Origin of the sequence: Dietzia massiliensis (assembly GCF_018390595.1) — a bacterium.
Lineage (GTDB): Bacteria > Actinomycetota > Actinomycetes > Mycobacteriales > Mycobacteriaceae > Dietzia > Dietzia massiliensis.
In genome coordinates this window covers 14,059-38,968 of the sequence record NZ_JAHBAV010000011.1, presented here as the reverse complement: position 1 = coordinate 38,968, position 24,910 = coordinate 14,059, and the positions used below count along the sequence as shown (strand labels likewise).

General features: G+C 71.5%; 21 protein-coding genes and 1 pseudogene. 12 read left to right on the top strand and 10 right to left on the bottom strand.

The features are described 5' to 3' along the window. Positions 1–81 precede the first annotated feature (81 nt). The gene (locus KHA85_RS04780) at positions 82–1,845 is read left to right on the top strand and encodes an FAD-dependent oxidoreductase (protein ID WP_213184966.1); all 1,764 of its coding nucleotides are present in this window, start codon (positions 82–84) and stop codon (positions 1,843–1,845) included. 34 nt (positions 1,846–1,879) lie between these two features. On the opposite strand, the gene KHA85_RS04775 is transcribed toward KHA85_RS04780, so the two are convergent. From KHA85_RS04775 to KHA85_RS04770, 3 genes and pseudogenes are all read right to left on the bottom strand, one after another. Continuing rightward, positions 1,880–3,274, bottom strand: coding sequence for a WS/DGAT/MGAT family O-acyltransferase (locus KHA85_RS04775; RefSeq protein WP_236885190.1), 1,395 nt, complete (start codon positions 3,272–3,274; stop codon positions 1,880–1,882). Positions 3,275–3,286: 12 nt separating this feature from the next. Further along, complete coding sequence (locus KHA85_RS17855) at positions 3,287–3,436, bottom strand: WS/DGAT domain-containing protein (RefSeq protein WP_236885199.1); 150 nt, start codon at positions 3,434–3,436, stop codon at positions 3,287–3,289. Positions 3,437–3,525: 89 nt separating this feature from the next. Further along, a pseudogene (locus KHA85_RS04770) lies at positions 3,526–4,296 on the bottom strand (wax ester/triacylglycerol synthase domain-containing protein); the annotation flags it as partial. Positions 4,297–4,457: 161 nt separating this feature from the next. Between KHA85_RS04770 and guaA the strand changes: the two are divergent. After that, a complete protein-coding gene (gene guaA, locus KHA85_RS04765; RefSeq protein WP_308936853.1) occupies positions 4,458–6,071 on the top strand; it encodes a glutamine-hydrolyzing GMP synthase in 1,614 nt (537 codons plus the stop codon). 248 nt (positions 6,072–6,319) lie between these two features. On the opposite strand, the gene KHA85_RS04760 is transcribed toward guaA, so the two are convergent. After that, positions 6,320–6,688, bottom strand: coding sequence for a hypothetical protein (locus KHA85_RS04760; RefSeq protein ID WP_213184964.1), 369 nt, complete (start codon positions 6,686–6,688; stop codon positions 6,320–6,322). Next, complete coding sequence (locus KHA85_RS04755; RefSeq protein WP_213184963.1) at positions 6,685–7,932, bottom strand: PspC domain-containing protein; 1,248 nt, start codon at positions 7,930–7,932, stop codon at positions 6,685–6,687. Before KHA85_RS04755 ends, KHA85_RS04760 begins: the two co-directional genes overlap by 4 nt. Positions 7,933–8,022: 90 nt before the next feature. Between KHA85_RS04755 and KHA85_RS04750 the strand changes: the two genes are divergently transcribed. Genes KHA85_RS04750 through KHA85_RS04735 form a run of 4 tightly spaced genes read left to right on the top strand, consistent with a single transcriptional unit; the run spans position 8,023 to position 11,658 of the window. Next, positions 8,023–9,003, top strand: coding sequence for a mechanosensitive ion channel family protein (locus KHA85_RS04750; RefSeq protein WP_213184962.1), 981 nt, complete (start codon positions 8,023–8,025; stop codon positions 9,001–9,003). Between the two features lie 11 nt (positions 9,004–9,014). After that, positions 9,015–10,286, top strand: coding sequence for an ATP-binding protein (locus KHA85_RS04745; RefSeq protein ID WP_213184961.1), 1,272 nt, complete (start codon positions 9,015–9,017; stop codon positions 10,284–10,286). Further along, a complete protein-coding gene (locus tag KHA85_RS04740; RefSeq protein ID WP_043567584.1) occupies positions 10,283–10,984 on the top strand; it encodes a LuxR C-terminal-related transcriptional regulator in 702 nt (233 codons plus the stop codon). Before KHA85_RS04745 ends, KHA85_RS04740 begins: the two co-directional genes overlap by 4 nt. Positions 10,985–11,037: 53 nt before the next feature. Then, positions 11,038–11,658 carry a GDSL-type esterase/lipase family protein gene (locus tag KHA85_RS04735; RefSeq protein WP_213184960.1) on the top strand — a complete coding sequence of 207 codons (621 nt, stop codon included), beginning with the start codon at positions 11,038–11,040 and terminating at the stop codon, positions 11,656–11,658. 36 nt (positions 11,659–11,694) lie between these two features. Here KHA85_RS04735 and KHA85_RS04730 read toward each other — a convergent pair whose 3' ends face one another. Then, entirely contained in the window at positions 11,695–12,096 is a 402-nt protein-coding gene (locus KHA85_RS04730; protein WP_043567586.1) for a DUF6157 family protein, read from the bottom strand. Positions 12,097–12,220: 124 nt separating this feature from the next. Here KHA85_RS04730 and KHA85_RS04725 point away from each other — a divergent pair, with 124 nt between their 5' ends. Then, positions 12,221–12,367 carry a hypothetical protein gene (locus KHA85_RS04725; RefSeq protein ID WP_007630246.1) on the top strand — a complete coding sequence of 49 codons (147 nt, stop codon included), beginning with the start codon at positions 12,221–12,223 and terminating at the stop codon, positions 12,365–12,367. A gap of 2 nt (positions 12,368–12,369) precedes the next feature. Here KHA85_RS04725 and KHA85_RS04720 read toward each other — a convergent pair whose 3' ends face one another. Next, entirely contained in the window at positions 12,370–13,323 is a 954-nt protein-coding gene (locus tag KHA85_RS04720) for an L-lactate dehydrogenase (RefSeq protein WP_213184959.1), read from the bottom strand. 94 nt (positions 13,324–13,417) lie between these two features. Continuing rightward, complete coding sequence (locus KHA85_RS04715) at positions 13,418–14,809, bottom strand: DUF2254 domain-containing protein (RefSeq protein ID WP_308936852.1); 1,392 nt, start codon at positions 14,807–14,809, stop codon at positions 13,418–13,420. Positions 14,810–14,881: 72 nt separating this feature from the next. Between KHA85_RS04715 and imuA' the strand changes: the two genes are divergently transcribed. After that, on the top strand, positions 14,882–15,643 hold the full coding sequence (gene imuA', locus KHA85_RS04710; protein WP_213184958.1) for a DnaE2-dependent mutagenesis accessory factor ImuA': 762 nt from the start codon (positions 14,882–14,884) through the stop codon (positions 15,641–15,643). Then, positions 15,640–17,292: a DNA polymerase Y family protein gene (locus KHA85_RS04705; RefSeq protein WP_213184957.1), complete on the top strand. Its 1,653-nt coding sequence runs from the start codon at positions 15,640–15,642 to the stop codon at positions 17,290–17,292. Before imuA' ends, KHA85_RS04705 begins: the two co-directional genes overlap by 4 nt. Positions 17,293–17,324: 32 nt before the next feature. On the opposite strand, the gene KHA85_RS04700 is transcribed toward KHA85_RS04705, so the two are convergent. Beyond that, a complete protein-coding gene (locus tag KHA85_RS04700) occupies positions 17,325–17,966 on the bottom strand; it encodes an AMIN-like domain-containing (lipo)protein (RefSeq protein WP_213184956.1) in 642 nt (213 codons plus the stop codon). A gap of 86 nt (positions 17,967–18,052) precedes the next feature. Between KHA85_RS04700 and KHA85_RS04695 the strand changes: the two genes are divergently transcribed. Further along, the gene (locus KHA85_RS04695; RefSeq protein ID WP_213184955.1) at positions 18,053–18,976 is read left to right on the top strand and encodes a ferredoxin family protein; all 924 of its coding nucleotides are present in this window, start codon (positions 18,053–18,055) and stop codon (positions 18,974–18,976) included. A 33-nt stretch (positions 18,977–19,009) separates the two neighbouring features. Then, on the top strand, positions 19,010–22,333 hold the full coding sequence (locus KHA85_RS04690) for an error-prone DNA polymerase (RefSeq protein WP_213184954.1): 3,324 nt from the start codon (positions 19,010–19,012) through the stop codon (positions 22,331–22,333). A gap of 41 nt (positions 22,334–22,374) precedes the next feature. On the opposite strand, the gene KHA85_RS04685 is transcribed toward KHA85_RS04690, so the two are convergent. After that, on the bottom strand, positions 22,375–23,406 hold the full coding sequence (locus KHA85_RS04685; RefSeq protein WP_213184953.1) for an SLAC1 family transporter: 1,032 nt from the start codon (positions 23,404–23,406) through the stop codon (positions 22,375–22,377). A 109-nt stretch (positions 23,407–23,515) separates the two neighbouring features. Here KHA85_RS04685 and KHA85_RS04680 point away from each other — a divergent pair, with 109 nt between their 5' ends. Beyond that, a complete protein-coding gene (locus KHA85_RS04680; protein WP_213184952.1) occupies positions 23,516–24,907 on the top strand; it encodes an FAD-binding oxidoreductase in 1,392 nt (463 codons plus the stop codon). The last annotated feature ends 3 nt before the right edge of the window (positions 24,908–24,910 follow it).

Here is a 24,910-nt window from a genome sequence, read left to right as displayed (position 1 = left end):
AAACCGCGGGCTACTGTCGGGTAAGTTAGCCGTGCTCAGGTACTGTGACCCACAACATCGACCACTCCCGGGAGTTGCATCATGACGTCACACACGCAGTCGATCCCGTCCCACGCCCCCTCCGCGGCGACGGACACCGATGTCCTCGTGATCGGATCAGGCTTCGGCGGCAGCGTGACGGCCCTGCGGCTCACGGAGAAGGGCTACCGCGTCACGGTGGTTGAGGCCGGTCGTCGTTTCGAGGACGCCGACCTGCCCAAGACGTCGTGGCGTCTCCACAAGTACGTGTGGGCGCCCAAGCTCAAGCTGTTCGGTATCCAGCGCGTCCACATGATGCGCGACGTGATGATCCTCGCCGGCGCGGGCGTGGGAGGCGGCTCGCTCAACTACGCCAACACGCTCTACAAGCCGACCGGCCAGTTCTTCAAGGACCGCCAGTGGGGCCACATCACGGACTGGGAGGACGAGCTCACGCCGTTCTACGACCAGGGCCGCCGCATGCTCGGCGTGGTCACCAACCCCACGCACACCCACTCGGACGAGGTCATGAAGAAGGTCGCCCGCGACATGGGCGCGGAGGACACCTTCGTCTACACCCCGGTCGGCGTGTTCTTCGGCGAGAAGACCGGCGGCAAGGGCAAGCCCGGTGAACTCGTCCCCGATCCGTACTTCGGCGGGGTGGGACCGGACCGCAACGCGTGCATCGAGTGCGGCGAGTGCATGACCGGCTGCCGGCACAACGCCAAGAACACGCTGATGAAGAACTACCTCGCCCTGGCCGAGCGCGCGGGCGCCCGCATCCTGGACCGGACCACGGTCAGCGACCTGCGTGAGCGCGGCGACGGCACGTGGGAGATCACCCTCGAGCGGACGGGCGCCTGGACGCGTCGCGGTAAGCGCACCACCACGGTGACCGCCGGACAGGTTGTCGTGGCGGCCGGCACCTGGGGAACCCAGCACCTGCTCCACTACGCCAAGGACTCCGGGTCCCTGCCCAGGCTCTCGGATGCGATCGGTCGGCTCACCCGGACCAACTCTGAGGCGATCCTCGGGGCCATGCGTCCGAACTACAAGCCGGAGCAGGACTTCTCCGAGGGGGTGGCTATCACGTCGTCGTTCCATCCCCGGTCGGACACCCACATCGAACCGGTCCGGTACGGCAAGGGCTCCAACGCCATCGCCATCCTGCAGACCCTGCTGACGGACGGTGACGGGCCGCTCCCGCGGTGGCGCACCCTGCTGAACGAGGTCCGGCGCGAGCCGGCCATGTTCATGCAGCTGTTCTACCTGCGCCGCTGGAGCCAGCGTTCGGTGATCGCGCTCGTGATGCAGAACCTGGACAACTCGCTGCAGACTTACGTCAAGCGCTTCGGTCCGTTCAGGTACGTCACCAGCAAGCAGGGTCACGGGGAGCCCAACCCCACCTGGATCCCCGCCGGAAACGAGGCCACCCGCAAGATCGCCGAGGAGATCGGCGGCCTGCCCGGGGGCACGTGGGGCGAGATCGCGAACATCCCGCTCACCGCCCACTTCCTGGGCGGCTGCGTGATCTCGGATTCGCCGGAGACCGGGGTCGTGGACCCGTACCACCGCGTGTGGAACTACCCGACGATGCACATCGTGGACGGATCGGCGATCTCCGCGAACCTCGGTGTCAACCCGGCGCTCAGCATCACCGCCCAGGCCGAGCGGGCCATGTCGCTGTGGCCCAACAAGGGTGAGGCCGACCAGCGCCCGGCCCAGGGCGAGGACTACCGGCGCCTGTCGCCGGTCCCGCCCGTGTCGCCGATGGTCCCGGAGGCCGCGCCGGGAGCCCTGCGGCTGCCGATCGTCCAGGTCAGCTGACGGTCTACCCGTGGTCAGGAGGCGGTGAGCCCGGTCAGGGGGCGGTGAGCTCGAGCAACTCGTCGAGCGCCGCCGTGATCCCGCGCGCCACCGCGTCCGGGTCCGGCACCAGGTGTTCGCACGAGGTCACCCCCAGGTCGAGCCGCCCGTCGGTCGACAGGCTCGTCACGGACAGCCCCGCACCGTGGAGCAGCGGGCCGAAGGGGTGCATGTGGGTGATCCGCGCGCCGAGGAAGTAGAGGGCGTGACGGGGGCCGGGCACGTTCGAGACGATGAGGTTGTAGATCACCGGGTGGACGTCGGCGAGTCTCAGCGCCTCGTACGCCCGCATGCCCATGTCGAGTAGCCGACGGGGGCCCATGCGGGCCCAGTTGTCCAGGAGCGCCGGGCGGATGCTCGCGGCCTGGCGCTTCGTGGTCTCCGCTGCGGCGGAGATCCGATCGTACCGTTCGACCGGGTCGGTCACATCCGTGGCCAGGGAGGCGAACATGGCCGACACCTGGTTGGCGCCACCGGTGGCCAGATCGTCTCGGGTGGACATGGGGACGATCGCCACCATGGACGAGGCGGGGGCGTCTCCGTGGGCCTCGAGGTAGGACCTCACAGCACCGCCGACCACGGTGAGGAGGACATCGTTGACGGTGCCGCCGAGGCGGGCGGTGACGAGCTTGACGGACGCCAGGTCGAGTGACGCGGTGGCCACGGCGCGGTGCGGGGTGAGCGAGTGGTTGAAGAGGGTCCGCGGCGCCGTGAACGGGGCCGGCACGGATTCCCCGTGGCCGGCCCGGCCGCGGGCGCGTCTCATGGCCGCGGGGACCGACAGCGTCTCGGGGAGCAGACGGAGGAGGGCGAGGGGCCGGCCCAGCACGTCGCGGGCGCCACCGGCAATCAGTTGCAGGGTGTTGGCCCGTCCGACGTGCGTGCGCACGAGCGCGGGATCCTGGTCGGGCGTGGTGGCGTCCGTCGCGGCGAGGGCGGAGAGCAACTCGGCGCCCAGCATCCCGTCGATCACCGAGTGGTGGACCCGGCAGAACGCGCTGACGGTCGGCGCGTGCGGGTCACCCCGTTCGATGATCCAGACCTGCCACAGCGGGTGGGCGCGGTCCAGCGGGGTGGAGGCGAGCCGACCGCACGTCTCCAGCAGCTCGTCCTCGGTGCCGGCCGGCCCGAGTTCGATCCGGCGTAGGTGGTGGGTGATGTCGAAGTCGGAGTCCTCGACCCACGCCGGGTGGCCGGGGTTCCACGGTGAGTCGTGGACCTTGCGGCGGAACGGGGGGACGACCTTGACCCGGCGGGCGAGCCCGGATCGGAGGCGTTCGAACGAGTAGCCCTCCTCGACGGTGGTCACATCGAGGTGGACGAGGCCGTTGATCACCATCATCTGCTCGGGGGTCTCGAGGTAGAGGAAGCTCGCGTCGAGCCCGGTCATCCGTTCCACGTGTCAGCGCTCCCCGGCGGCCGCCGACCGCGCCGCCTCCCGGGTGAGTTCCAGCAGTCGGGCCATCGCCTCCCGGATCTCGGTGGCCAGTAGATCGGGGTCGGGGGCCAGATGCTCGCAGGCGTTGATCCCCACGTCGAGTCGACCGCCCATCGACATGGCGGTGACCGAGAGACCGCCAGGAACACGTCGTTGACGGTCACGCCGAAGGCGTCCTTGATCTCGCTGATCTCGCCGAGGTCGAGTGAGGCACCCCAGACCGCCCTGTGGGGGGTGATGGTGGCGTTGAAGCGGGTGCGGGGCGCGGTGAACGGTGCCGCCCTGGGGACGACGACGAGGTCGTCCGTGGCGTCGGCCGTGCCCGTCGCCTCCGGGGCCGGATCGTCCGACTTCTTCCTGGCCGCCGTGGCCCTGCGCAGTGTGAAGGGGAGCGCGGCGACCTCGGGCACCAGCCGGGCCAGGGTCAGCGGGCGCCGTACGGAGAAATCCCACCACCCGCCGGCGAGGAGCCGGATGGGGTTGGCGTTGCCCGCCTCGACGCGGACCATGTCGAGGTCGCGGGCGGAGGGCTGCTGTCCGGCGGAGGCGAACGTGCGCAGGATGTCCGCGCCGTTGGCCCCGTCGAGGATGGCGTGGTGGGCGCGGAAGTACACGACGATGGTGTCCGGTTCGGTGAGCCGCTCGAGGACCCACATCTCCCACAGGGGGCGTGACCTGTCCAGCGGGCGGCTGCCGAGGGTGCCGCACATCTCGAACACCGCGCGGTCGTCACCGGGGTGGTCCACGTCGACGCGGCGGACGTGTGCGGTGATGTCGAGGTCGTATTCCTCCACCCACGCGGGGTGACCGAGGTTGAGTGGGGAGTCGTAGATCTTGCGGCGCAGTTCGGGCAGTTCCTTGACCCGGCGGCCGAGCTCGGTCCGGAGCCACTCGAAGAAGTACCCGACCTCGAGGCCGGAGACGTCGACGAAGAGGACTCCGCCCACCACGAGGGGTTGCTGGGCGGTTTCCATGTACAGCAGGCTCGCGTCGAAACCGGTCATTCGCTCCATCGATGCGCTCCAGCTCTCTCGGTCCCGGGCCGGCCGGGGTCGTGGTGGAGTTCATTGTGAACCCCGGCACGGGGGATGTGGCCGAGTTCGGCGGATGGGCCGCGGGGCCTAGACTCGACCCCGTGGCCGAGAACGCACAGACCGACTCCCAGATCGCCGCCGAGGCGGTGGCGCCCCGCCCGGTACTCGTGGTGGACTTCGGCGCCCAGTACGCGCAGCTCATCGCGCGCCGCGTGCGCGAGGCGCGCATCTACTCCGAGGTGATCCCGCACACCGCGACGATCGAGGAGATCCGCGCCAAGGACCCCGTCGCCCTGGTGCTGTCCGGCGGACCCGCGAGCGTGTACGCCGAGGACGCGCCCTCGCTCGACCCGGCGGTGTTCGAGCTGGGTCTGCCGGTGTTCGGCATCTGTTACGGCTTCCAGGCGATGGCCGGTGCCCTCGGCGGCGAGGTCGCACACACGGGTAGCCGCGAGTACGGCCGCACCGACGTGAGCGTGTCCGGCGGCCTCCTGCACGCCGGCCTGCCGGAGCACCACCCGGTGTGGATGAGCCACGGGGACGCGGTCACGGCCGCGCCCGAGGGGTTCACCGTCACCGCGTCGTCGTCCGGCGCCCCGGTCGCCGCGTTCGAGTGCACCGAGCGGCGCATGGCCGGAGTCCAGTACCACCCGGAGGTCCTGCATTCGCCGCACGGCCAGCAGGTGCTGAGCCGCTTCCTCACCGAGGTGGCGGGGCTCGAGCCGACGTGGACCGCGTCGAACATCGCCGACCAGCTGGTGGAGGCCGTCCGCGAGCAGATCGGCGACGGCCACGCGATCTGCGGCCTGTCGGGCGGCGTCGACTCGGCCGTCGCGGCAGCCCTGGTCCAGCGTGCGATCGGGGACCGCCTCACGTGTGTGTTCGTCGACCACGGACTGTTGCGTGCGGGCGAGCGTGAGCAGGTCGAGAACGACTTCGTGGCCGCCACCGGTGCCCGCCTCATCACGCTGGATGACTCCGATGTCTTCCTGGGGCACCTCGCCGATGTCACCGACCCGGAGTCCAAGCGCAAGATCATCGGCCGCGAGTTCATCCGGTCCTTCGAGCGGGCGGTGACGCAGGCGCTCGAGCTCCAGGGTTCCGGTGGGGCCGCCGCCTCCTCCGTCGACTTCCTCGTCCAGGGCACCCTCTACCCGGACGTCGTCGAGTCCGGTGGCGGAGCGGGTACGGCCAACATCAAGAGCCACCACAATGTCGGCGGCCTGCCGGACGATGTGGAGTTCACGCTCGTCGAGCCACTGCGGTTGCTGTTCAAGGACGAGGTCCGCGCCGTGGGCCGCGAGCTCGGTCTGCCGGAGGCGATCGTCGGCCGCCACCCGTTCCCCGGTCCGGGCCTGGCGATCCGCATCGTCGGCGCCGTGGACCGCGACCGACTGGAGACCCTGCGCGCGGCGGACGCGATCGTGCGCGAGGAGATGACCGCGGCGGGCCTGGACTCCACGGTGTGGCAGTGCCCGGTGGTCCTGCTGGCCGATGTCCGGTCGGTGGGCGTGCAGGGCGACGGTCGGACGTACGGTCATCCGATCGTGCTGCGGCCGGTGAGTTCCGAGGACGCCATGACCGCCGACTGGACGCGCGTGCCGTACGAGACGCTGGCGCTGATCTCCAACCGCATCACCAACGAGGTCCCGGACGTCAACCGGGTCGTGCTGGACGTGACGAGCAAGCCGCCGGGCACCATCGAGTGGGAGTGAGCCGCCCCCGCACGCCCACACCACCCCACCGCCCGGGCATCCGCTCCCGCGCCTGAACTCTCGCTCGCGCCCCTGAACTCTCGCTCGCGCGCCTGTACGTTCCGGATACAGCCGCCCCCCGCGATGGCGTCTGGCCTGCCCCGCGGCTCACGCGAGACGCCTTCGCGGCGGGCGGCTGTCCACGCCGCCGACGAATTCGGGGCCGATGGATGGCGCAGGGGCCGTGCGGCGCGTATCGCGGTCGGGCGTCAGCGGCGGATGACCATCATCAGTCCCACGAGCACCGCCAGGACGAGTCCCGCGGCCAGCAACGCCGTCGGGGCTATCGCGGGTGCGCCGAGAATCGCCCACACCGCCACCCCCAGCGAGGTCACGCCGGCCAGGGCGAGCACCGGCGACCCGAACCGCCGGCGCTCCGCCACCTCGATGCCGCCGGCCGGAGCGGGTTCGGGCGAGACGCCGAATCCGAGCACGTCGTGGGAGAACGGTTCAGCCGTCGAATGGCCGGTGCCGTAGGGCAGCGGGTCGTACAGCTGCGGGTCGAACCGCGGTGACCGGTCGGGCGGGGCGCCCGCGGTGGAGTGGTGGCGGTCGTCTGCGGGCGTGTTCGTATTCATCGGGTGACCTTCACGCTTCCCATCTCGTTGGTGATGTCCAGGGTCAGGACCGGCCCGTCGGTGTCGACGGGCGGCTCGGGGCAGTCGACGGAGCCGATCTCGGTCCGGCAGTCGGCCTGCACGGCGAGCCCGTCGGGCAGCAGCACCCGCACCTCACCGACCTCGTTGGTGATGCTGTAGCTGCGGTCGCGGTCCAGTTCGAGCGCGCGCATGTCGACGGTGACGGTGCCGACCTCGTGGGTGACCGGGGTGTCGAGCTGGACGGGGGAGGTGATCTCCACCCGCTCGTCGCCGATGGTCTCCCAGCCACCCGTGGGGACCTGGACCGACAGCGCGAGCAGCACGAACCCGACGAGTGGTCCGGCCACCACGAGCAACCCGTACCCGCGGCGGGTGACGGCGCCGACGAGCAGACCGCACGCCACCACCGCCAGGGCGAGCGCGGCGATGCGCGTGGTGTCGAGCCAGGTGAATCCGCCCAGCGTCGACAACCCGGTGGCGACCGCGGTCGCGATGAGCGCGAGGCCGAGCGTGATGGTCGTCAGCCGCGACCGGGGCCGGGTCGGTTCGACCGGGGCGGGGGCGAGGCCGGGTTCGGGCAGGTCCCACGCGAACGGGGCGGCCCCGAGTGGGTCCCAGGACGGTGGCACGGGGGGACCGAAGGGGGCGCCGGGGCCGGAGCCGGGCTCCTGGGGGGCCCCGGGCGCGCGCCACGGTCCGGCGCCGGTGGCCGGGGCCCGGCCGCGCGACGCGTCGGGTCCGCGAGCGGCGGAGGGCCGCACCGCGGAGACCTCCGCCCACCCGGCGGGCGGTTCGGGGGCGCGTCGGTGCAGGCCGTACCAGCCGGCGAGCATCACCGCGGCCATGAGGAACCCGGTGCCCACGAAGAGGGTCTCCCCGGATCCGCCGACGGTGGGGGCGGACAGGGCGACGACGACGAGGACCACCGCGGTGACCTTGGAGCCCGACGCCCGGCCTTTCCCCAGGAGCGCCTCCCCGGAGGAGACCTCGTCGCCGGCGGAGCGCAGGAGCAGCCACATCAGCGCGTACAGGAACACACCCGCCCCACCCCACAGGGACGCGATGACGAACACGACGCGCAGGAGTACGGGGTCGATTCCGTAGCGTCGACCGAATCCGCCGCAGACGCCGGCGATCCTGGAATCGTCCGGGGTCCGGACGGGACGGGTCCGCCACAAGGAGCGGAGCTCGGACGAGAGGTCCTGGCTGTTCGTTCTGGACATGACCCCATAGTGGTCCTCGGGGGGCCGCCACACATCGGGGTCCGACCCTGATTTCCGACCCCGAGAGCGCAGGGGAGGGAGGATGGCGGGATGGTCGACACCGTCATGGGTTTTCTGGGCTCCGACGAACAGTTGCGGCTCTTCGGGGTGACGCTCGTCGGCGTCAGCGGACGGACCGTTCTCAAGGTGCTGCTCAGCATTCTGCTCTTCGCGTTGCTGTCCCTGTTCACCTCGGTCTCACGGTCGGTGATGCGGCTGATCACCGGGCCCGCGGGGTCGGCGTCGAGGTTCTGGACCAAGCAGAGTCTGCAGTTGTTCACCGCGATCGTGGCCGTGCTGGCGCTCTTCTCGATCTGGGTGACCCCGGGTACCGATCTGACCGTGGGCGTCGGACTCGTCACCGCGGGCCTGGCGTTCGCGTTGCAGAAGATGATCGCGAGTCTGGCGGGGTACTTCGTCATCCTCCGGGGGAGGGTGTTCGCGGTCGGGGACCGGATCGCCGTCGGATCGGTCCGGGGCGATGTGATGTCGCTCGGGTTCCTCCGCACCACCGTCATGGAGATGGGGTCCCCGTCATCCATGGCAGGCGCGGAGACCGGCAACTGGGTACCGAGCCGTCAGTTCACCGGCCGAGTGGTGACGGTGTCGAACGGCGTGATCTTCGACGAGGCGGTCTACAACTACACCCGCGGGTTCCCCTTCCTCTGGGAGGAACTGTCGCTCAAGCTGCCGTTCGACGTGGATCTCCGACGTGTCGACACCGTGTTCCACGCCTGCGCCGAGCGGCACACGAGGGAACTGAGCGACGAGGCGATGGCGAGCATGCAGCGCATGAGCCGCGTATACGCGGTCGATGTCCGGGAGTTCGGGCCGCAGGTGTTCATCTCCCTCCAGGAGGACGGGATCCTCGCCACCGTCCGCTTCATCGTGGGCAGTCACGGTGCGCGGGCGGTCAAGGACGCCATCTCCCGCGACCTGGTCGCCGGATTGCGGGAGGGGGGTGTCTCGCCGGCGAGCGTGGCCGTGGATATCCGGGTACTTCCCGATTCCCCTCGGGGCGATGATCTGTGACGATGGCGTCCATGAGTGAGAACGCGACCGATCGCGCGCCGACCGCCGCGGCCCGGTCGGCGTCCCCGGTCGCCGGACCACAGGCGCGGTCCGCCGCCGTGGCGACGACCGACTTCCGCTGGTACCCGCGGTTGACCCGCGGCAGCGACGGATCCGTGGTCGCGGGCGTGTGCGTGGGTCTGGCCGACCACCTCGGGGTGCGGGTCGTCCACGTGCGCCTGGTCATGGTTCTGCTGGCCACGCTCTCGGGCGCCGGCGTGGCCCTGTACTCGGCGCTGTGGGCGCTCACCCCGACGGGGCCCGCGTCGGCGGGCGCGGGCCGGGGCGACGAGCGCGAGCGCAGACGCGGCATGGCACTGGCCGTCGTGGCGGTGGCGGGCGCGGTGCTCTCGTTCATGGTGACCACCGCCACGGGCCTGAGCGTCATCGTCCCCGTCCTCGTTGTGGCCCTGGGGGCCGGGCTGGTCTGGCAGCAGTACGACGGTGGGGGACGAGTCGCGCCGCGGTCGGTCTTCGACTGGGCCAGGGTTACCGCAGGGGCCACCCTCGTCGTCGTCGGGCTCGCCGTCGTGGTCCTCGGTCAGGTCGAGTTCGCCGCGCTGCGGTCGTCCCTCCTCGCGGTCGTGGCCACCCTCGTCGGCGTGGGACTGCTCAGCGTGCCGGTCGGACTGCGACTGTGGCGGTCGCTCGAGGAGGAACGCGCGGCGCGGATCCGCGAGGCCGAACGCAGCGACATCGCCTCCCACCTGCACGACTCCGTCCTGCAGACCCTGGCCCTCATCCAGAAGCGCTCCGACGACCCCGCGCAGGTCGCGCGCCTCGCCCGCCGACAGGAACGCGAGCTGCGGCAGTGGCTGTTCGGCGCCGGCTCCCGGATGTCCTCCGGCGCCGCGACGGTGGCCGGGGCGGTCGAGGTGATGATCGGCGACGTCGAGGACGTCTACGGACTGCGGGTCGACCAGGTCGTGGTCGGCGGCGACGGCCCGGTCGGCGATGCCGAGGACGCCGTGCTGGGCGCCGTCCGCGAGGCGCTGGTCAACGTCGCCAAACACGCGGGGGTCGACACCGCTGACGTGTTCGTCGAGAACGACGGGCGCGTCCTCAGCGCGTTCGTCCGCGACCGCGGCCGGGGCTTCGACCCCGACGCCGTGGACGGTGACCGGCACGGCCTGGCGCAGTCCATCCGACACCGCGTGGAGAGCCGCGGGGGAACCGTACGGGTGCGCAGTACGCTCGGGCGCGGGACCGAGATCGGGATCGAGATGCCGCTGGAGGGCGAATGACGGACGGGCCGTGTCGTGTGTTCCTCGTGGACGACCATGCGGTGTTCCGCAGTGGCGTCCGCGCCGAACTCGCAGGGCAGTCGGCGATCGAGGTGGTCGGCGAGGCCGGGTCGGTGGGCGAGGCCGTCGCCGGGATCGGTCGGGCGCACCCCGACGTGGTGCTGCTCGACGTGCACATGCCCGACGGTGGCGGCGTGGCCGTGCTGCGGTCGGTGCTGGGCGCGGACCCGGGCGGCGTCGCCGATCCCGCTCGCGCCCCGGAGCCGACCTTCCTCGCGCTGAGCGTCTCCGACGCCGCCGAGGACGTGATCGCCGTGATCCGGGCCGGCGCCCGTGGGTACGTCACCAAGACCATCACCGGCGACGACCTCGCTGACGCGGTCCGCCGGGTCGCCGACGGGGACGCCGTGTTCTCCCCGCGTCTGGCCGGTTTCGTGCTTGACGCCTTCGCCCGCGCCGCGCCCGGCCCCGAGGAGCGCGGCGAACCCGTCCACGATCCCGAGGTCGACTCGCTCACCCCGCGCGAGAAGGAGGTGCTGCGGTTGCTGGCCCGCGGTTACACCTACCGGGAGATCGCCGAGGAGTTGTTCATCTCAGTGAAGACCGTGGAGACCCACGCCTCGAACGTCCTGCGCAAGACGCAGCAGTCCAACCGGCACGCCCTGACCCGCTGGGCGCAGTCGCGGCACCTGGACTGAGCCCCCGCCCGGGACCGCCCCCGGCGATCCGGACGGCCCGATACGGTGACGGCATGAGCGAACCGCGTGACCTGCCCGTCTGCTTCATCGGTGATTCGTTCGTGGCCGGATACGGCGACGAGACGGGTCGCGGCTGGACCGCGCACCTGGTCGAGGCGGGTGCCCGCGAGGGGCTGAATCTGCACGCCACCGTCGCGGGGATCGGCGGGGACACGTCCGAGATGATCCTGGCCCGCTGGGACGAGGTGGACCGTCGGCGGGCGGCGTTCCCGACCACCGCGGTGATCGCGGAGTTCGGCGTCAACGACGTCATGGAGGTCGAGGGCGAGATGCGCGTCGACGAGGCGGGCACGGTCGCGGCGCTGCGCGGGATGATCGATCGGGCTCCTCGCGGGCGGTTCCTCGTGGTGGGTCCGCCGCCGGTCGTGTGGGACGAGGTCAACGAGCGGATCGCCGCCCGCGCCGAGGCGATGGCCGCGATCTGTGACGAGGCCCGCGTGCCGTTCGTGCCGACGTTCGACGTGCTGTTGACGGGTGGAGCGTGGATGCGCGAGGTCGCCGCCGGCGACGGGGCGCATCCCGGCTCCGGGGGGTACGAGCAGTTCGCGGACGTCGTCGCCGGCCCGACGCTCGCGTGGCTGGGTTCGCTACCCGATGCCGAACCGGGCTACTAGACGTCGAGCCGGGCTGTCAGACGTAGCACCGGGTCGCTAGCGGGAGCTCTTCATGGCGCGCCTGACGGTGACGGCCGGGTCGGCCTCGAGTTCGGCCACACGGGGCGAGTCCATGGGCAGTAGCGCGATCCGCCCGTCGGCGTCGAAGTGCAGGGCCCATCCGTAGGTCTTGGCCAGGGGAGAGGTACGCAGGCAGGGCTGACCCTTGCCGAAGAACCGCTCGCGTTCGGCGGCGCGGTCGCTCTTCGGGATCCCCTTGCGGACGCAGTGCACGTCGAACAACAGGTCGTCGCTCGTCCACGTGTAGTCCGTGTCCGCGAGCCGCTCGTACTGCAGTTCGGCGACCGTGCCCTTCCCGGACGGTGGGACGGTCGCCGTCTCGGCCCGGGTGTCGGGGGCGGGCAGGATGAGCGTGTCGGTGTAGTTGGTGGTGTGCATGGCGAGCCTCCGGCCCTCGTCGCCCGGCATCCGGCGCCGGGCGGTGCTGTGCGGTCGTGCCGGACGGGGTGTCCGGTAACGTGAGTCTCGCCGTACGCCCGGTACGGCGGGAGGAGATTGTTGCATGTCCAACCCGCAGAACTCTGACCACAACGACGACAAGTCCGACGAGAAGGACGAGAGGGACAACCGTCCGGATTCGAAGGACGACCTCGCCGACGAGTGGGGCGACGAGTCTTTCCCGGCCAGCGATCCCCCCGGGGCTCCCTGAGCTCATCTCAGGATCTCGAACTGTTCGGACACCGCCCGCAGCGCGCTCGCGCTGCGGGCGAACTGTTCGCGCTCGGTGGTGTCGAGCTCCAGCTCCACCACTCGGTGCACGCCGGTCCGTCCGATCACGGCGGGCACCCCGATGAAGAGGCCGTCCTCGCCGTACTCGCCCCGCAGCAGGGTGGACACGGGTAGGGAGACCTGTTCGTTGCGCAGGACGGCGCGGGTGATGCGGGCCAGGCCCATGCCGATGCCGTAGCTGGTGGAGCCCTTCGAGTCGATGATCCGGTAGGCGGCGTCCCGGGTCTCGGTGAAGATCTGTGCGAGCCGCTCCCGCTTGGCGGGGTCGCCGTCCAGGTCGCGGCGCAGCGGCACCCCGGAGACGTTGGCGGAGGAGAGCACCGGCAGTTCGGTGTCGCCGTGTTCGCCGATGATCGAGGCGTGCACGCTCATGGGGGCGACGCCGTAGTACTCGCCCAGCATGAACCGGAACCGTGCGGAGTCGAGGATCGTCCCGGACCCGATCACCTGCGCCGACGGCAGCCCGGAGAAACGCCAGGTGGCCTGGGCGAGGATATCGACGGGGTTGGTGGCCACTAGCAGGATGCCGTCGAAGCCGGTCGCCATGACGTCGCCGACTATCTTCTCGAACAGCGCCATGTTCCTGCCCACCAGGTCGAGGCGGGTCTCGCCGGGCTTCTGGGCGGCCCCGGCGCAGATGACGACCATGGTGGCGTCCGTGCAGTCGGCGTAGGTCCCCTCCGTGACGAGGGTGGGAGAGGGCGCCCAGACGACGCCGTGGTTGAGATCCATGACCTCCCCGACGAGCTTGTCGTGGTCGACGTCGATGATCGCCAGGTGGTCCGCCAGGCCCTGGTTGATCAGCGCGTAGGCGTAGGCGATTCCCACGTCGCCGGCGCCGATGAGCACGATGCGATTCCCGATGGAGGCCTTCATGCCTAGTCAGGGTAAAGGCGTCGGGTGGCCCTGCGGGCGGTAGTTGGCCGACGCCGGCCCATCCCAGCTGAATCGCCCCGCCGACCCGTCCGCGTCATCCGTCGGCGGCCTCGAGCACGGCGCGGTGACGGCGCTCGATGGTGATCCGGTCGTCGGCGTTCCGGGTGGCTTCGAGGGCGTCATCACGGAGCTTCGTGGCGTGGTGGGTGACGACCGCCCGTCGGTCGGGGTCATCGAGCACCCGAGCCGCGACGGCGAGGACGTCGAGGATCCTGATGCTGACGGCCGGAGCGCCCGAGCCGAACTGCCGTATCTGGTCGAACATCGAGGCGACGAGTCCCTCGAAACCGGAGGTGGCCACGACGAGGCGGAGCTCGTCGTCACGTGAGTACACGCCGGTCGGCCACTGCCGGTCCTCGAGAGTGCACAGGGCGTCACCGAAGCGGTCGACCACGTCGACCGCGGTGAACGGGTCGTTGGTACCCGGGCTCAGCGCTCGGGTGCCCACCTCGGCGAGCAGACGAACGGCATGCTCGACATCTTGTTCTCTGGTACGGGAGTCACCGATCGTGAGCCGGGAGTAGATGCCGTCGGGCAGGGTGGGAACGGCCTCGGCGACGGGAGAGTTGGGGTAGAGGTAGTCCCCCGGCCGGACGAGGAGGCGGATCGTCGTCCCGGTCTCGACGGCGAGAGCGACGAGACCTTCGTGGTCGACCAGCTGGAGGTACCCGCTCTTCTCCGTCAGGAGAGTCTCCGCATCCGCCCAGAACTCCTCCTCCGGCGGCGACTGCACGTTGCGCTCCGGATCCGTCAGTTCGGTGGCGTTGAGCAGGGAGGACCGGAGATCGGCGGTGAGAAGGTTGACCACCCGGGTGGTGTTGATCGAACTGGTGACATGGCCGATGAAGTACACCAGCGCGCCGATACTGCAGAGGGCCAGGACGAGCGCCAGGGTGACGTTGTAGTGGGGCACGAACGGGGCTCCCTCCTCGCCGCCGGTGACCGTGCGCAGGCTGTAGAGGCTGAAGGCGAAGGTGGAGATGAAGACACCCAGCGTGACCTGGTTGCCGCGGTCCTCGGTGAAGTTCTGGAGTAGGCGGGGACCCATGGTGCCGGCGGCGTAGGAGAGGGCGGCGATGGTGATGGAGAAGATGGTGCCGCCGACACCGATGGAGCTGCTCGCCACGGCGGCGAGGATGCTCCGGGAGCCCTCCACCCCGCCGCCGTAGAGCCAGGCGGGTGCGTCGCCGCTCGTCCCCGGATTGGTGGACAGCCACGTCCCGAACTGGGCGAGGACCAACGCCACGAAGGTCATGACGGCGGGTAGGAACCAGAAGCGCCGGCTGAGCTGGCGGAGTCGAAAACGTAGTCCGGCCATGGCTGTCCTCTCGTTGGTGGACACAGCGTAGCCGGTGGGTCCGACGGTGAACCCGTTCCGGCCCGTCGAACGGGTGTTCTTGCGTGATGTCGTACCCGTGGTGTTCACTGATCGCGTGCTCGAAAGGTCATTCGATCACCGTCGTGATCGGCGTGTCGGCTATGGCAGGAGGTGGCGGTGATGGTAAAGGCGACGTCGTCTGTCGACCTGTCGGACCTGGGCCGGGCGGAGCGCGTCAACGAGTTGCGTCGGCGTCTGGCCACGATGCCCGGCGGTGGCGCTCCGGCGGCGGTGCGTGCCCAGTCCCCGACAGGGGACGCCTCGGTCGTGTCCGCGTCCGCTGCGTCCGTCGCCACCGCCGCGTCCGAGGGGGCGGAGGCGTGTGCGGCCACGGAGATCTCGGTCGTGCCCGGGGTCGCGGTTCCGGAGTCGGTGGCGCCCCTGCTGCCGGGTGGGGTGCTGCCCGCGGGCCGCGTCACGGCGGTGTCCGGTAGTGCCACCCTCCGGGTGGGTCTGCTCGCCGCGGCCACGGCTGCCGGTGCCAGGTGCGCGGTGGTCGGGTGGCCCGAGCTCGGACTGGCCGCGGTGGCAGAGCAGGGGGGTCGGTTGGATTGCCTGGCGTTGGTCCCGGATCCCGGTCCGGACCCCGCGGCGGTGGTGTCCGTCCTGCTCGACGGGTTGGATCTGGTCCTGCTGGGCCCCGGCGTGGCCACGGCCGCCCCGTCCCGTGCACGTGTGCTGGCGGGGCGGGTCCGGGCCGCTGGCGCGGTGCTGGTCGTAGGGGTCGACTGGCCCGGGGTGGAGCTGACGCTGGCGGGGCGGCACTGCCGCTATGGCGGGCTGGGAGCGGGGGCGGGTCGGCTGGCCTCGGTCTCCACCGTGGTGCGCTGTACCGGTCGGGCGGCGCCCGCCCGGACCGCGGAATGGGTGGCGGCAGGATGAGCGCCCGGGTCATGGCGGTGTGGTGCCCGGACTGGCCGGCGGTCGCGGCGGCCCGGGCCGAGGGGCACGGGCTGCATCTTCCGTTGGCGGTCGTCGGGCCCCGCGGGGTGCTCGCGTGCAATGCCGTCGCCCGCGCGGTCGGAGTGCGTCGTGGGCTGCGTCGGCGTGAGGCGCAGTTCCGCTGTCCCGAGCTCGTGGTGGTCGCGGCGGACCCGGCGCGCGACGCCGCGTGGTTCGAGCCCGTGGTGCAGGCGCTCGACGCCGTGGTCCCGGGCATCGAGGTGCTGCGGCCGGGACTGTTCGTGTTCTCCGCGGCCGGTGCCCTGCGCTTCCACGGCGGTGTCGAGCAGGTCGTCACCCGCGTCGTCGACGCGGTGGCGGACGCTGGCGTTGAGTGCCAGGTGGGACTCGCCGACGAGTTGCCCACGGCCGTGCTCGGGGCCCGCGGTTCGACGCTGTTGGAGCCTGGCGGGGACGCCGACTACCTGGCCGACCTGCCCGTGGATGCCCTCGTGGTGGACCCCGCGCTGGGAGACCCAGATGTGCTGTCCGAGCTGGTCGGCTTGCTGCATCGCCTCGGCGTGCGGACGCTCGGTGACTTCGCCGCGGTACCGCCACGTGATGTGGCCACCCGCTTCGGCGAGGCCGGTGCGGTGGCGCACCGTATAGCCCGCGCCGTCCCGTGGCGCCCGCCCTCGGTGTCCGCCGTACCCACGGGATCGTCGGTCGAGCACCGGTGCGACCCGCCTCTGGAGCGGGTCGACGAGGCGGCGTTCCTCGGCCGACGGCTGGCAGGGGAGTTGCACGCCGTGCTCGCCTCCGCGGGTGTCTCGTGTCTGCGGCTGTCCATCACCGCCCGGGTCGAGGGAGGTACGGAGGTCAACCGGGTGTGGCGGTGCTCGTCGCCGCTCACCCCGGAGGGCACCGCCGACCGGCTCCGCTGGCAACTCGAGGGCTGGCTCACCGGAACCGCGATCACGGGCGGGGCAGGGGGCGCGGTCACCGCCCTGGTCCTGGAGCCGGTGGAGGTGGTCCCCGCCGGCCGCGTCCAGGAGGGACTGTGGGGTGAGGCCGGGCTCGCGGAGGCTCGCGTCCACCGCGCGCTCGTGCGGGTCCAGGGACTGCTCGGACCCGAGGCCGTCCGCGTGCCCGTGGAAGCGGGCGGACGCGGTCCGGCCGAGCGAGTGCGGTCACTGCCGTACGGCGACGCCCCGGCCGAGTCCGTCGCGCAGGGGCCGTGGCCGGGTGCGCTGCCCGCCCCCTCACCGTCGGTGGTGTGGCCGGGCCCGGGCTACCGATTGGAGATCCGGGAGAGCGGTGATCCGGGGGCCGCCGTCGCGGCGCGGGTGTCCCTCGCCGGGGGAGTCATGCTGCGCACTGCGGCCGGAGAGGTCGTCGGAGTGACCTCGCGGGGCCTGCTCAGTGGCAGGCCCGCCGCGATCGAGGTGGGTGGCCGCCGTTGTGCGCTGCTCGGCTGGTCGCGGCCGTGGCCGATGGACGAGGTCTGGTGGGAGCCCGCGCCCGACGGCGGGCCCCGCAGTCCCCGGGCCCGCATGCAGGTCGTCCCCGAGCGTGCGGCCGCATTGTTGCTCTACGGCGTGCTCGGGGACGAACAGGGGAGCTGGATTGTCGAAGGAGTCTACGAATGAACCGTTCGCGGATGTATCGCCAGCGGCGCGGCTCAGCGCTCGATGTCCACCACCAGGCGGGTCGGGTTCTGCAGCAGGAAGGCGGAGAAAGCGCGGTCCGAGCCCTCGAGGCCGATCACGGCCTGGGCCTGTCCCTCGAACTGCCCCGTGAACGCCACGCCGGCCACTCCGGTCGCGTCATCGCCGGCCACGGTTCCCACGGGCACCTCCTCCATGTCGGTCCGGGTGGGCAGCACCTGGTCGCCGATCATCACCTGGAGGAAGGAGTCGCCCGGAACCTCCACCGGGAAACCGCTGCCCTGCTGGGTGGGGGTGTCGACGTAGTCCACGGAGTAACTCGGGAGGCCGCGGCCGTCCAGCTCGAAGACCACGCGGTCCTCGCCCTGATAGTTGCCCATACGGATCTCGGACACCACCAGCTCGGCGGGGCCGGCGGCGGCATTCGACTCCTCGCGCTTGGGGGCGGAGTCGGCCGGCCCGGCCGTGGGGTCGGCGGCCTCGGTCTCCTCCGGCGACAGGGCCTGCGCCAGGGCGGCCGGCGAGGACCCGGCGGTGGTCGTCTGACTCGTGGCGGGGGCGTCGGTCGAGGTGTCCGCCCCGCACCCAGTCATGGCCAGGGACGCGACGGCGGTCAGAGCGGCAGCCGCTGCGAGGCGGCGATGTCGGGTGCGCATGCCTCCAGAGTAAGTCGCTTTCATCACTTTTGTCCCACAAGGTGGCTACAGTTACACCACTTCGCACGGTGGGGCACCATGGGGGCGTGTCAGTCATCGATCCCGCCCCAGTCCCCGCCTGGTGTTCGCTCCAGTCGGCCGACGAACCACCGGCCGGCACCGCTGCCCACGAGGAATCGTGGGTACTGCTGGAGGTCCCCGCGCGCTGGGGACGCGACATCTTCGACGGAGAGGCGCTGGGCGACGAGCTCTCCGAGCGCCTCAAGAAGCACGTATCCGACTGCGGGGCCCGCATGCTGTTCATCAGGCGGCCCGGCCGCGAGGGCCAACGCATCGACCGGCACCGCTTCTACCTCTGTGACACGCGCCCCGGTCGGCGGAGCATCAGGGTCGGCCGCGTCGACCGACCCGCGGACATGCTCGACCTCGATCTCTCACCCGGTGGACACGTGGACGGCACCCGTGAGGTCGAGGGGCCCGTGGTCCTCGTCTGTACCCACGCCAAGCGCGATCAGTGCTGCGCCGTCCGGGGCCGCCCGGTCGTGGCCGGACTCGAGTCCCGTCTCGGGAACCGTCTGTCCTCGCTCGATCCCGACGCCGCGGTGTGGGAGTGTTCCCACACCGGCGGGCACCGCTTCGCCCCGGTCCTGCTGCTGCCCGGCACCGGTTACACCTACGGGCCCGCGGAGACCGACCTCGCGGTCCGCATCGTCGAGGCCGAACTGGACGGCCGGGTCGTCACCGAGCACCTGCGGGGGCGCAGCACGTGGCCGCCCGCCGGGCAGGTGGCGGAGGTCGCCGTCCGCGACTCCGGCGTGGAGGCGGGGATCGACGACCTCGTCGTCGACATCGACCCGGACGACCCGCACGTGGCCGTCGTCCAGCACACCGACGGCCGCGCCTGGCGCGTCGAGACCGGCACACGCCCGCTCCCGCCCCGCGCGCAGAGCTGCCGCAAGCCACCGGGCAAGGCCTCCGCATGGGTCGTGGAGTCCCTCACCCGGCTCTGACCGCACCCACCGACACCGGGCGGGTGAGCCCCGGTGAACTGGTACCACGGGCCCAGGAGCTGGGGAGAGCTCGAACGGGTGCTGTCCGGGCGGCCGAACCCGCGAGGGCCCGAGAACCCCCATCCCGGCGACGGCAGCGACGCCCCCGCATGGTCGCGCACACGGGGTGACTACACGCCCCCGCAGCGGCCGCGCGTCCAGGGACGCGTGCCGTACGCGGAGCTGCACGCCCACACGGCGTTCAGCTTCCTCGACGGCGCCTCCTCGCCCGAGGCGATGGCGGAGGCGGCGGCAGACCTAGGGCTCACGGCCCTCGCGATCACCGACCACGACGGCCTGTACGGGGTCGTGCGTTTCGCCGAGGCCGCCTCCGAGCTGGGCCTGGCCACGGTCTTCGGGGCGGAGCTGTCCCTGCCGGGCGGCGAGCACCTGCTCGTTCTCGCCAGGGGGCAGGAGGGGTACCGCCGGCTGTCCCGCGCGATCGCCCGCGCCCACCTGCGTGGCGGGGCCAAGGGCGAGCCGCGCTACGAGATCACGGAGCTCGCGGAGGCGGCCGGGGGCCACTGGTACGTGCTCACCGGTTGCCGACGCGGCCGCGTCCGTCGTGCGCTGGAACGCGGCGGCACCGGAGCCCCCGATTTCGATACCGAGGCGGCCCGCACGGCTCTGGACCAGCTGGTCGAGCTGTTCGGGCGGGACAGAGTGGTCGTGGAACTCACCTGCCACGGGGTGCCCGAGGACACCGAGCGGTGCGACGCGCTGGCCGGACTCGCGGCCCGGGCGGGGCTCCCCGTCGTGGCCACGACCGCAGCCCACTGCGCGGGGCCCGAGGGCGCGCGGCTGGCCTCGGTCATGGCGGCTCTCGGCGCGCGTGACGCGCTCGAGACCCACGCCGCACACCTGCCCGCGGCGGGCGGTGCCCACCTGCGCTCGGGAGAGGAGATGGCCGACCTGTTCGACCGGTGGCCCGACGCCGTCGCCGGGGCCGACAGGCTGGGCCGGGAGTGCGCGTTCGACCTGCGGCTCATCGCCCCGCAGCTGCCGCCGTTCGACGTCCCCGAGGGCCACACCGAGGACACCATGCTCGCCGAGCTCGCCTACGCCGGCGCCGCCCGCCGCTACGGCACCCGTGAGGAGATGCCGGAGGCGTACGCGCAGATCGACCGCGAGCTGAAGGTGATCGCTGAGCTGGGCTTCCCCGGGTACTTCCTCGTGGTCCACGACATCGTCGAGTTCTGCCGCCGCGAGGGCATCCTCTGCCAGGGCCGGGGCTCGGCCGCCAACTCGGCGGTCTGCTACTCCCTGGGTATCACCAACGTCGATCCGGTGCGCGCCCAACTCCTCTTCGAGCGGTTCCTGGCGCCCGAGCGCGACGGTCCGCCCGACATCGACGTGGACATCGAATCCGGTCGTCGGGAGGAGGCCATTCAGTACGTCTACTCCCGGTACGGCCGGGACTACGCCGCCCAGGTGGCCAACGTCATCACCTACCGAGGACGCTCGGCGGTGCGGGACGTGGCCCGGGCGCTCGGGTACTCCCCGGGACAGCAGGACGCCTGGTCCAAGAGCGTCGACCGGTGGTCGGGGTTGAAGAACCACGAGCGGGAGGCCACCGAGCACACCGTCCCGCCCGACGTGCTCGCGCTGGCACGACAGCTCGTCGGCCTGCCCCGACACCTGGGCATCCACTCCGGGGGCATGGTGATCTGTGACCGCCCGGTGGCCGACGTGGTGCCCGTCGAATGGGCGCGGATGCCGGGGCGGACGGTACTGCAGTGGGACAAGGACGACTGCGCGGCGGTCGGACTGGTCAAGTTCGACATGCTGGGTCTGGGCATGCTCACCGCACTCCACCACGCCATCGACCTGGCGGCCGAGCACAAGGACCTCGACGTGGACCTGGCCCGACTGGACCTCGCGGACCCACAGGTCTACGAGATGCTGTGCCGCGGCGATTCCGTGGGCGTGTTCCAGGTGGAGTCGCGCGCCCAGATGGCCACCCTGCCGCGGCTGCGACCGCGGACGTTCTACGACCTCGTGGTGGAGGTCGCCCTCATCCGCCCGGGCCCCATCCAGGGCGGTTCCGTCCACCCCTACATCCGCCGACGCAACGGGCGGGAGAAGGTGGAATTCGATCATCCCGCCCTGGAAGAGGTGCTGGGACGGACGCTGGGGATCCCGCTGTTCCAGGAGCAGCTCATGCAGATCGCCACGGTGATCGCCGGCTTCACCGGCGCGGAGGCCGACCAGCTGCGCCGGGCGATGGGGGCCAAGCGGTCCCCGGAACGGATGGCGCGGCTGAAGGAGCGGTTCTTCGCGGGCATGCGCGAACTGCACGGCATCGGCACCAGCCCGCCGGGGACCCCGTACACCGGCCCGGAGGTGGGGGAGCGGATCTGGGAGAAGATGTGCGCCTTCGCCAACTACGGCTTCCCCGAGAGCCACTCCCAGTCCTTCGCCGCGATCGTCTACTACTCCGCGTGGTTCAAGTGTCACCACCCGGCGATCTTCTGCGCCGCCCTGCTGCGCAGCCAGCCCATGGGCTTCTACTCACCCCAGTCGCTGGTGGCCGACGCCCGCAGACACGGTGTCACCGTGCACCGGCCGTGCGTCAACCGCTCGCTCGGCGGCGCCACATGCGAGAACGACGGCACCGAGGTGCGCCTCGGCCTGGAATCCGTGCGGGCGATCGGGGAGGACCTGGCCACCGCGATCGCCGACGAGCGCGACAGACACGGCCCCTACACCTCCGCGGCCGACCTCGCCGGGCGCACCGGACTGTCCGTCCGGCAGATGGAGGCACTGGCCACCGCCGGGGCGCTCGACTCGCTCGGCACGGGAGGACGCCGCGCGGCCCTGTGGTCGGCGGCCACGGCGGCCCGTGAGAAGCCCGGCATGCTGCCCGGGCTCAGCCAGGTCGACGCTCCCGCACTCCCCGGGATGAGCGTTCTCGAACTGACCTCCGCGGACCTCGCCGCCACCGGCATCAGCCCGGAGGAGTACCCGACCGTCCACGCCCGGCCGTGGCTCGACTCCCAGGGGGTGTGCACCACCGCCGGGCTCGCGCACGTCCCCGACGGCAGCCGCATCCGGGTCGCCGGGGCGGTCACCCACCGACAGCGGCCCGCCACCGCGGAGGGCGTGACCTTCCTCAGCCTCGAGGATGAGACCGGCATGACCAACATCGTCTGCTCGGTCGGGCTGTGGGCGCGCTACCGGCCGATCGTCTCATCGGCCCCGGCGCTCATCGTTCGCGGCACCGTGGAGAACCGCTCGGGCGCGGTCAGCGTGGTGGCGGACAAGATCGAACGACTCCACCTGGGCATGGCCATCGGACGCAGCAGGGACTTCCGGTGACCACCCGGGGCGGCGACAGAGGGGCCCGCCGAGGGGCGGTGTCAGGCGGCCCGCACCGAGGCGATCGCGCGGACGCTGGCGACCGCACACACCACCCAGATGACGATGAGCACCGCCACCGTCAGCAGGCTCGCCGCATGCCATCCGAGGTAATGAGCGCCCAGGCCGCAGGTCGACAACGGATAGGTCATCGCCCACCACCCCGGGGTGAACGGCATCCGGGCCAGGAATCCCCGCACCGTCGTCAGAACCGCGAACGCGCCAAGCCCCGCACCGGCGACCAGCACGGTGGCCCCGTACACCCGGGCCACACCCGCCAGTGCCGGACCCGAGAGCACCTGGGCCGCCGCCGTGGACTGTCCCACGATCCCCAGCGGAATCCACGTCGAGGTCGACAGCACCACCGGCACCGGCGTGCGGAACCACGCATGGTGGTACGCCATCACGATCACCGCGCTCCCCAGCGCCAGGGCCAGCACGAAGCAGAACACGCACGCCGCCGACAACAGGACCCTCGCGACATCCGACTCGAACTGCCGGGCGATCACGCCACCCGCCGTCGCCGAGACCATCGGCGGCACCATCGGCAACGCCCACGTGGGGAGCGGATGGTCGGGTCGCGTAGCGAACAGCCACACCGCGAACCCCACCGCCGTGGCCAGGCCGAGCACCGTGCCCGCGGCCCACAACGCCACATCCACGCCGAAGGCGATCCACGCCAGCGTCGGCGCATGGGCGTCCACCACGACGAACGAGGCGGACCCCACCGCGAGCAGTCCCATCGAAACCATGCCCCACAGCGGGAGCATCGCCGCGTCCCGCACAGACGACGTCCACATGTCCGGATCGCGCGCCACCGACCTGGCGAACCCCGCGCCCAGCCCGACCAAGAGCACCCATCCCGCGACAAGCATGATCACCGCTGCCGGGGAGAAACCGGGCACCCGCACCGAGTGCATCTGCAGAAGCGTGGCCAGGCCACCGGTTCCCATCACCGCGCCGAACCACGCCGGCCCCGGGCCGGGAACAGCGGACGCCGCAGGTTCTCGTCCTGCTCCGGAGGTCTCGGTCACCAGGACACTATGCCCCCGGCCGCCCACGCGCGAAGAACCGGGGGGTGGAGGGCGCGGACCATGCGCGGATACCGCGGCGGCAGGTGGGGCGACGCCGTACCTTCGGGGCATGAGCGTCCCCTCCGCCGACCGTCATCCCGCCGCGGCACTCGACGACCTCCGTACCCGTCTCGACCACTCACACCTCATCACCGACCCCGACGTCCTGCAGAGCTACCGGCAGGACTGGGCCAAGGCCCCCGACCCCGGTACGCCCCTCGCCGTGGTGCGCGCACGCACCACCGAGGACGTCCAGGAGGTCATGCGCTGGGCGAGCACCCACTCCGTCCCGGTCGTCCCGCGCGGCGCGGGATCCGGGCTGTCCGGCGGCGCCACCGCCGTGGACGGCGGGATAGTCCTGTCCACGGAACTCATGCGCGACCTCCACGTCGACCCTGTCACCCGTACGGCCACCGTCCAGCCGGGGTTGTACAACGCCGAGGTCAAGCAGGCCGTCGCCGAACACGGCCTCTGGTACCCGCCGGACCCGTCCTCCTACGAGATCTGCTCGATCGGCGGCAACATAGCGACCAACGCCGGCGGACTGTGCTGCGTGAAGTACGGCGTCACCACCGACTACGTCCTCGGGATGACGGTCGTCCTGGCCGACGGCACCGCCGTCCGACTCGGCGGACCGCGGCTCAAGGACACCGCCGGGCTGAGCCTGACGAAGCTGTTCGTCGGCAGCGAGGGGACGTTGGGTGTCGTCACCGAGATCATCCTGCGGCTGATCCCCGCCCAGCCACCGCGGTCGACGGTGGTGGGGATCTTCCCCGACGTCGTCGCCTGCAGCGAGGCGGTCCTGGCCATCACCCGCCGGATCCGCCCCGCGATGCTCGAGTTCATGGACACCGTCAGCATCCGGGCCGTCGAGGCGGACCTGCGGATGGGTCTCGACACCGATGCCGGCGCCATGCTGCTCGCCCAGTCCGAGCTGACCGGACCCGACCGCGCGGCCGAGACCGAGTTCATGGCCGAGGCCTTCCGCACCCACGGCGCCACCGAGGTCTTCGCCACCGACGACCCCGACGAGGGCGAACAGTTCACCATGGCGCGCCGGGCCGCGTTCACGAGCCTGGGCAAGGTCGGGACCCTGCTCCTCGAGGACGTCGGCGTGCCGCTGCCCTCGCTGCCCCGGCTCGTCGCGGGAATCGAGGAGATCTCCGCGCGCCGAGACGTCCCGATCGCCCTCGTCGCCCACGCCGGTGACGGGAACACCCACCCCATCATCGTCCTCACCGACGACGACCCGGACCGCGCCGACCGGGCCCGCCTCGCGTTCGGCGAGGTGATGGACCTCGCGATCGGGATGGGCGGGACGATCACGGGGGAGCACGGCGTCGGACGCCTCAAGGCTCCCTGGCTGCCCGCGCAGCTGGGCGATGACGTCATGGCCCTGACCCGGCGCATCAAGAACGCGCTCGACCCGCAGGGGATCCTCAACCCCGGCACGATGCTGTAGCGG

Coding starts and splice junctions, on each gene's coding strand:
- KHA85_RS04680 (WP_213184952.1), top strand. CDS start 23,516: ATGAGCGTCCCCTCCGCCGACCGTCATCCCGCCGCGGCACTCGACGAC.
- imuA' (WP_213184958.1), top strand. CDS start 14,882: ATGGTAAAGGCGACGTCGTCTGTCGACCTGTCGGACCTGGGCCGGGCG.
- KHA85_RS04740 (WP_043567584.1), top strand. CDS start 10,283: ATGACGGACGGGCCGTGTCGTGTGTTCCTCGTGGACGACCATGCGGTG.
- KHA85_RS04780 (WP_213184966.1), top strand. CDS start 82: ATGACGTCACACACGCAGTCGATCCCGTCCCACGCCCCCTCCGCGGCG.
- KHA85_RS04760 (WP_213184964.1), bottom strand. CDS start 6,688: ATGAATACGAACACGCCCGCAGACGACCGCCACCACTCCACCGCGGGC.
- KHA85_RS04730 (WP_043567586.1), bottom strand. CDS start 12,096: ATGCACACCACCAACTACACCGACACGCTCATCCTGCCCGCCCCCGAC.
- KHA85_RS04775 (WP_236885190.1), bottom strand. CDS start 3,274: ATGACCGGGCTCGACGCGAGCTTCCTCTACCTCGAGACCCCCGAGCAG.
- KHA85_RS04745 (WP_213184961.1), top strand. CDS start 9,015: ATGAGTGAGAACGCGACCGATCGCGCGCCGACCGCCGCGGCCCGGTCG.
- KHA85_RS04750 (WP_213184962.1), top strand. CDS start 8,023: ATGGTCGACACCGTCATGGGTTTTCTGGGCTCCGACGAACAGTTGCGG.
- KHA85_RS04705 (WP_213184957.1), top strand. CDS start 15,640: ATGAGCGCCCGGGTCATGGCGGTGTGGTGCCCGGACTGGCCGGCGGTC.
- KHA85_RS04755 (WP_213184963.1), bottom strand. CDS start 7,932: ATGTCCAGAACGAACAGCCAGGACCTCTCGTCCGAGCTCCGCTCCTTG.
- KHA85_RS04725 (WP_007630246.1), top strand. CDS start 12,221: ATGTCCAACCCGCAGAACTCTGACCACAACGACGACAAGTCCGACGAG.
- KHA85_RS04720 (WP_213184959.1), bottom strand. CDS start 13,323: ATGAAGGCCTCCATCGGGAATCGCATCGTGCTCATCGGCGCCGGCGAC.
- KHA85_RS04735 (WP_213184960.1), top strand. CDS start 11,038: ATGAGCGAACCGCGTGACCTGCCCGTCTGCTTCATCGGTGATTCGTTC.
- KHA85_RS04700 (WP_213184956.1), bottom strand. CDS start 17,966: ATGCGCACCCGACATCGCCGCCTCGCAGCGGCTGCCGCTCTGACCGCC.
- KHA85_RS17855 (WP_236885199.1), bottom strand. CDS start 3,436: ATGGGCGGTCGACTCGACGTGGGGATCAACGCCTGCGAGCATCTGGCC.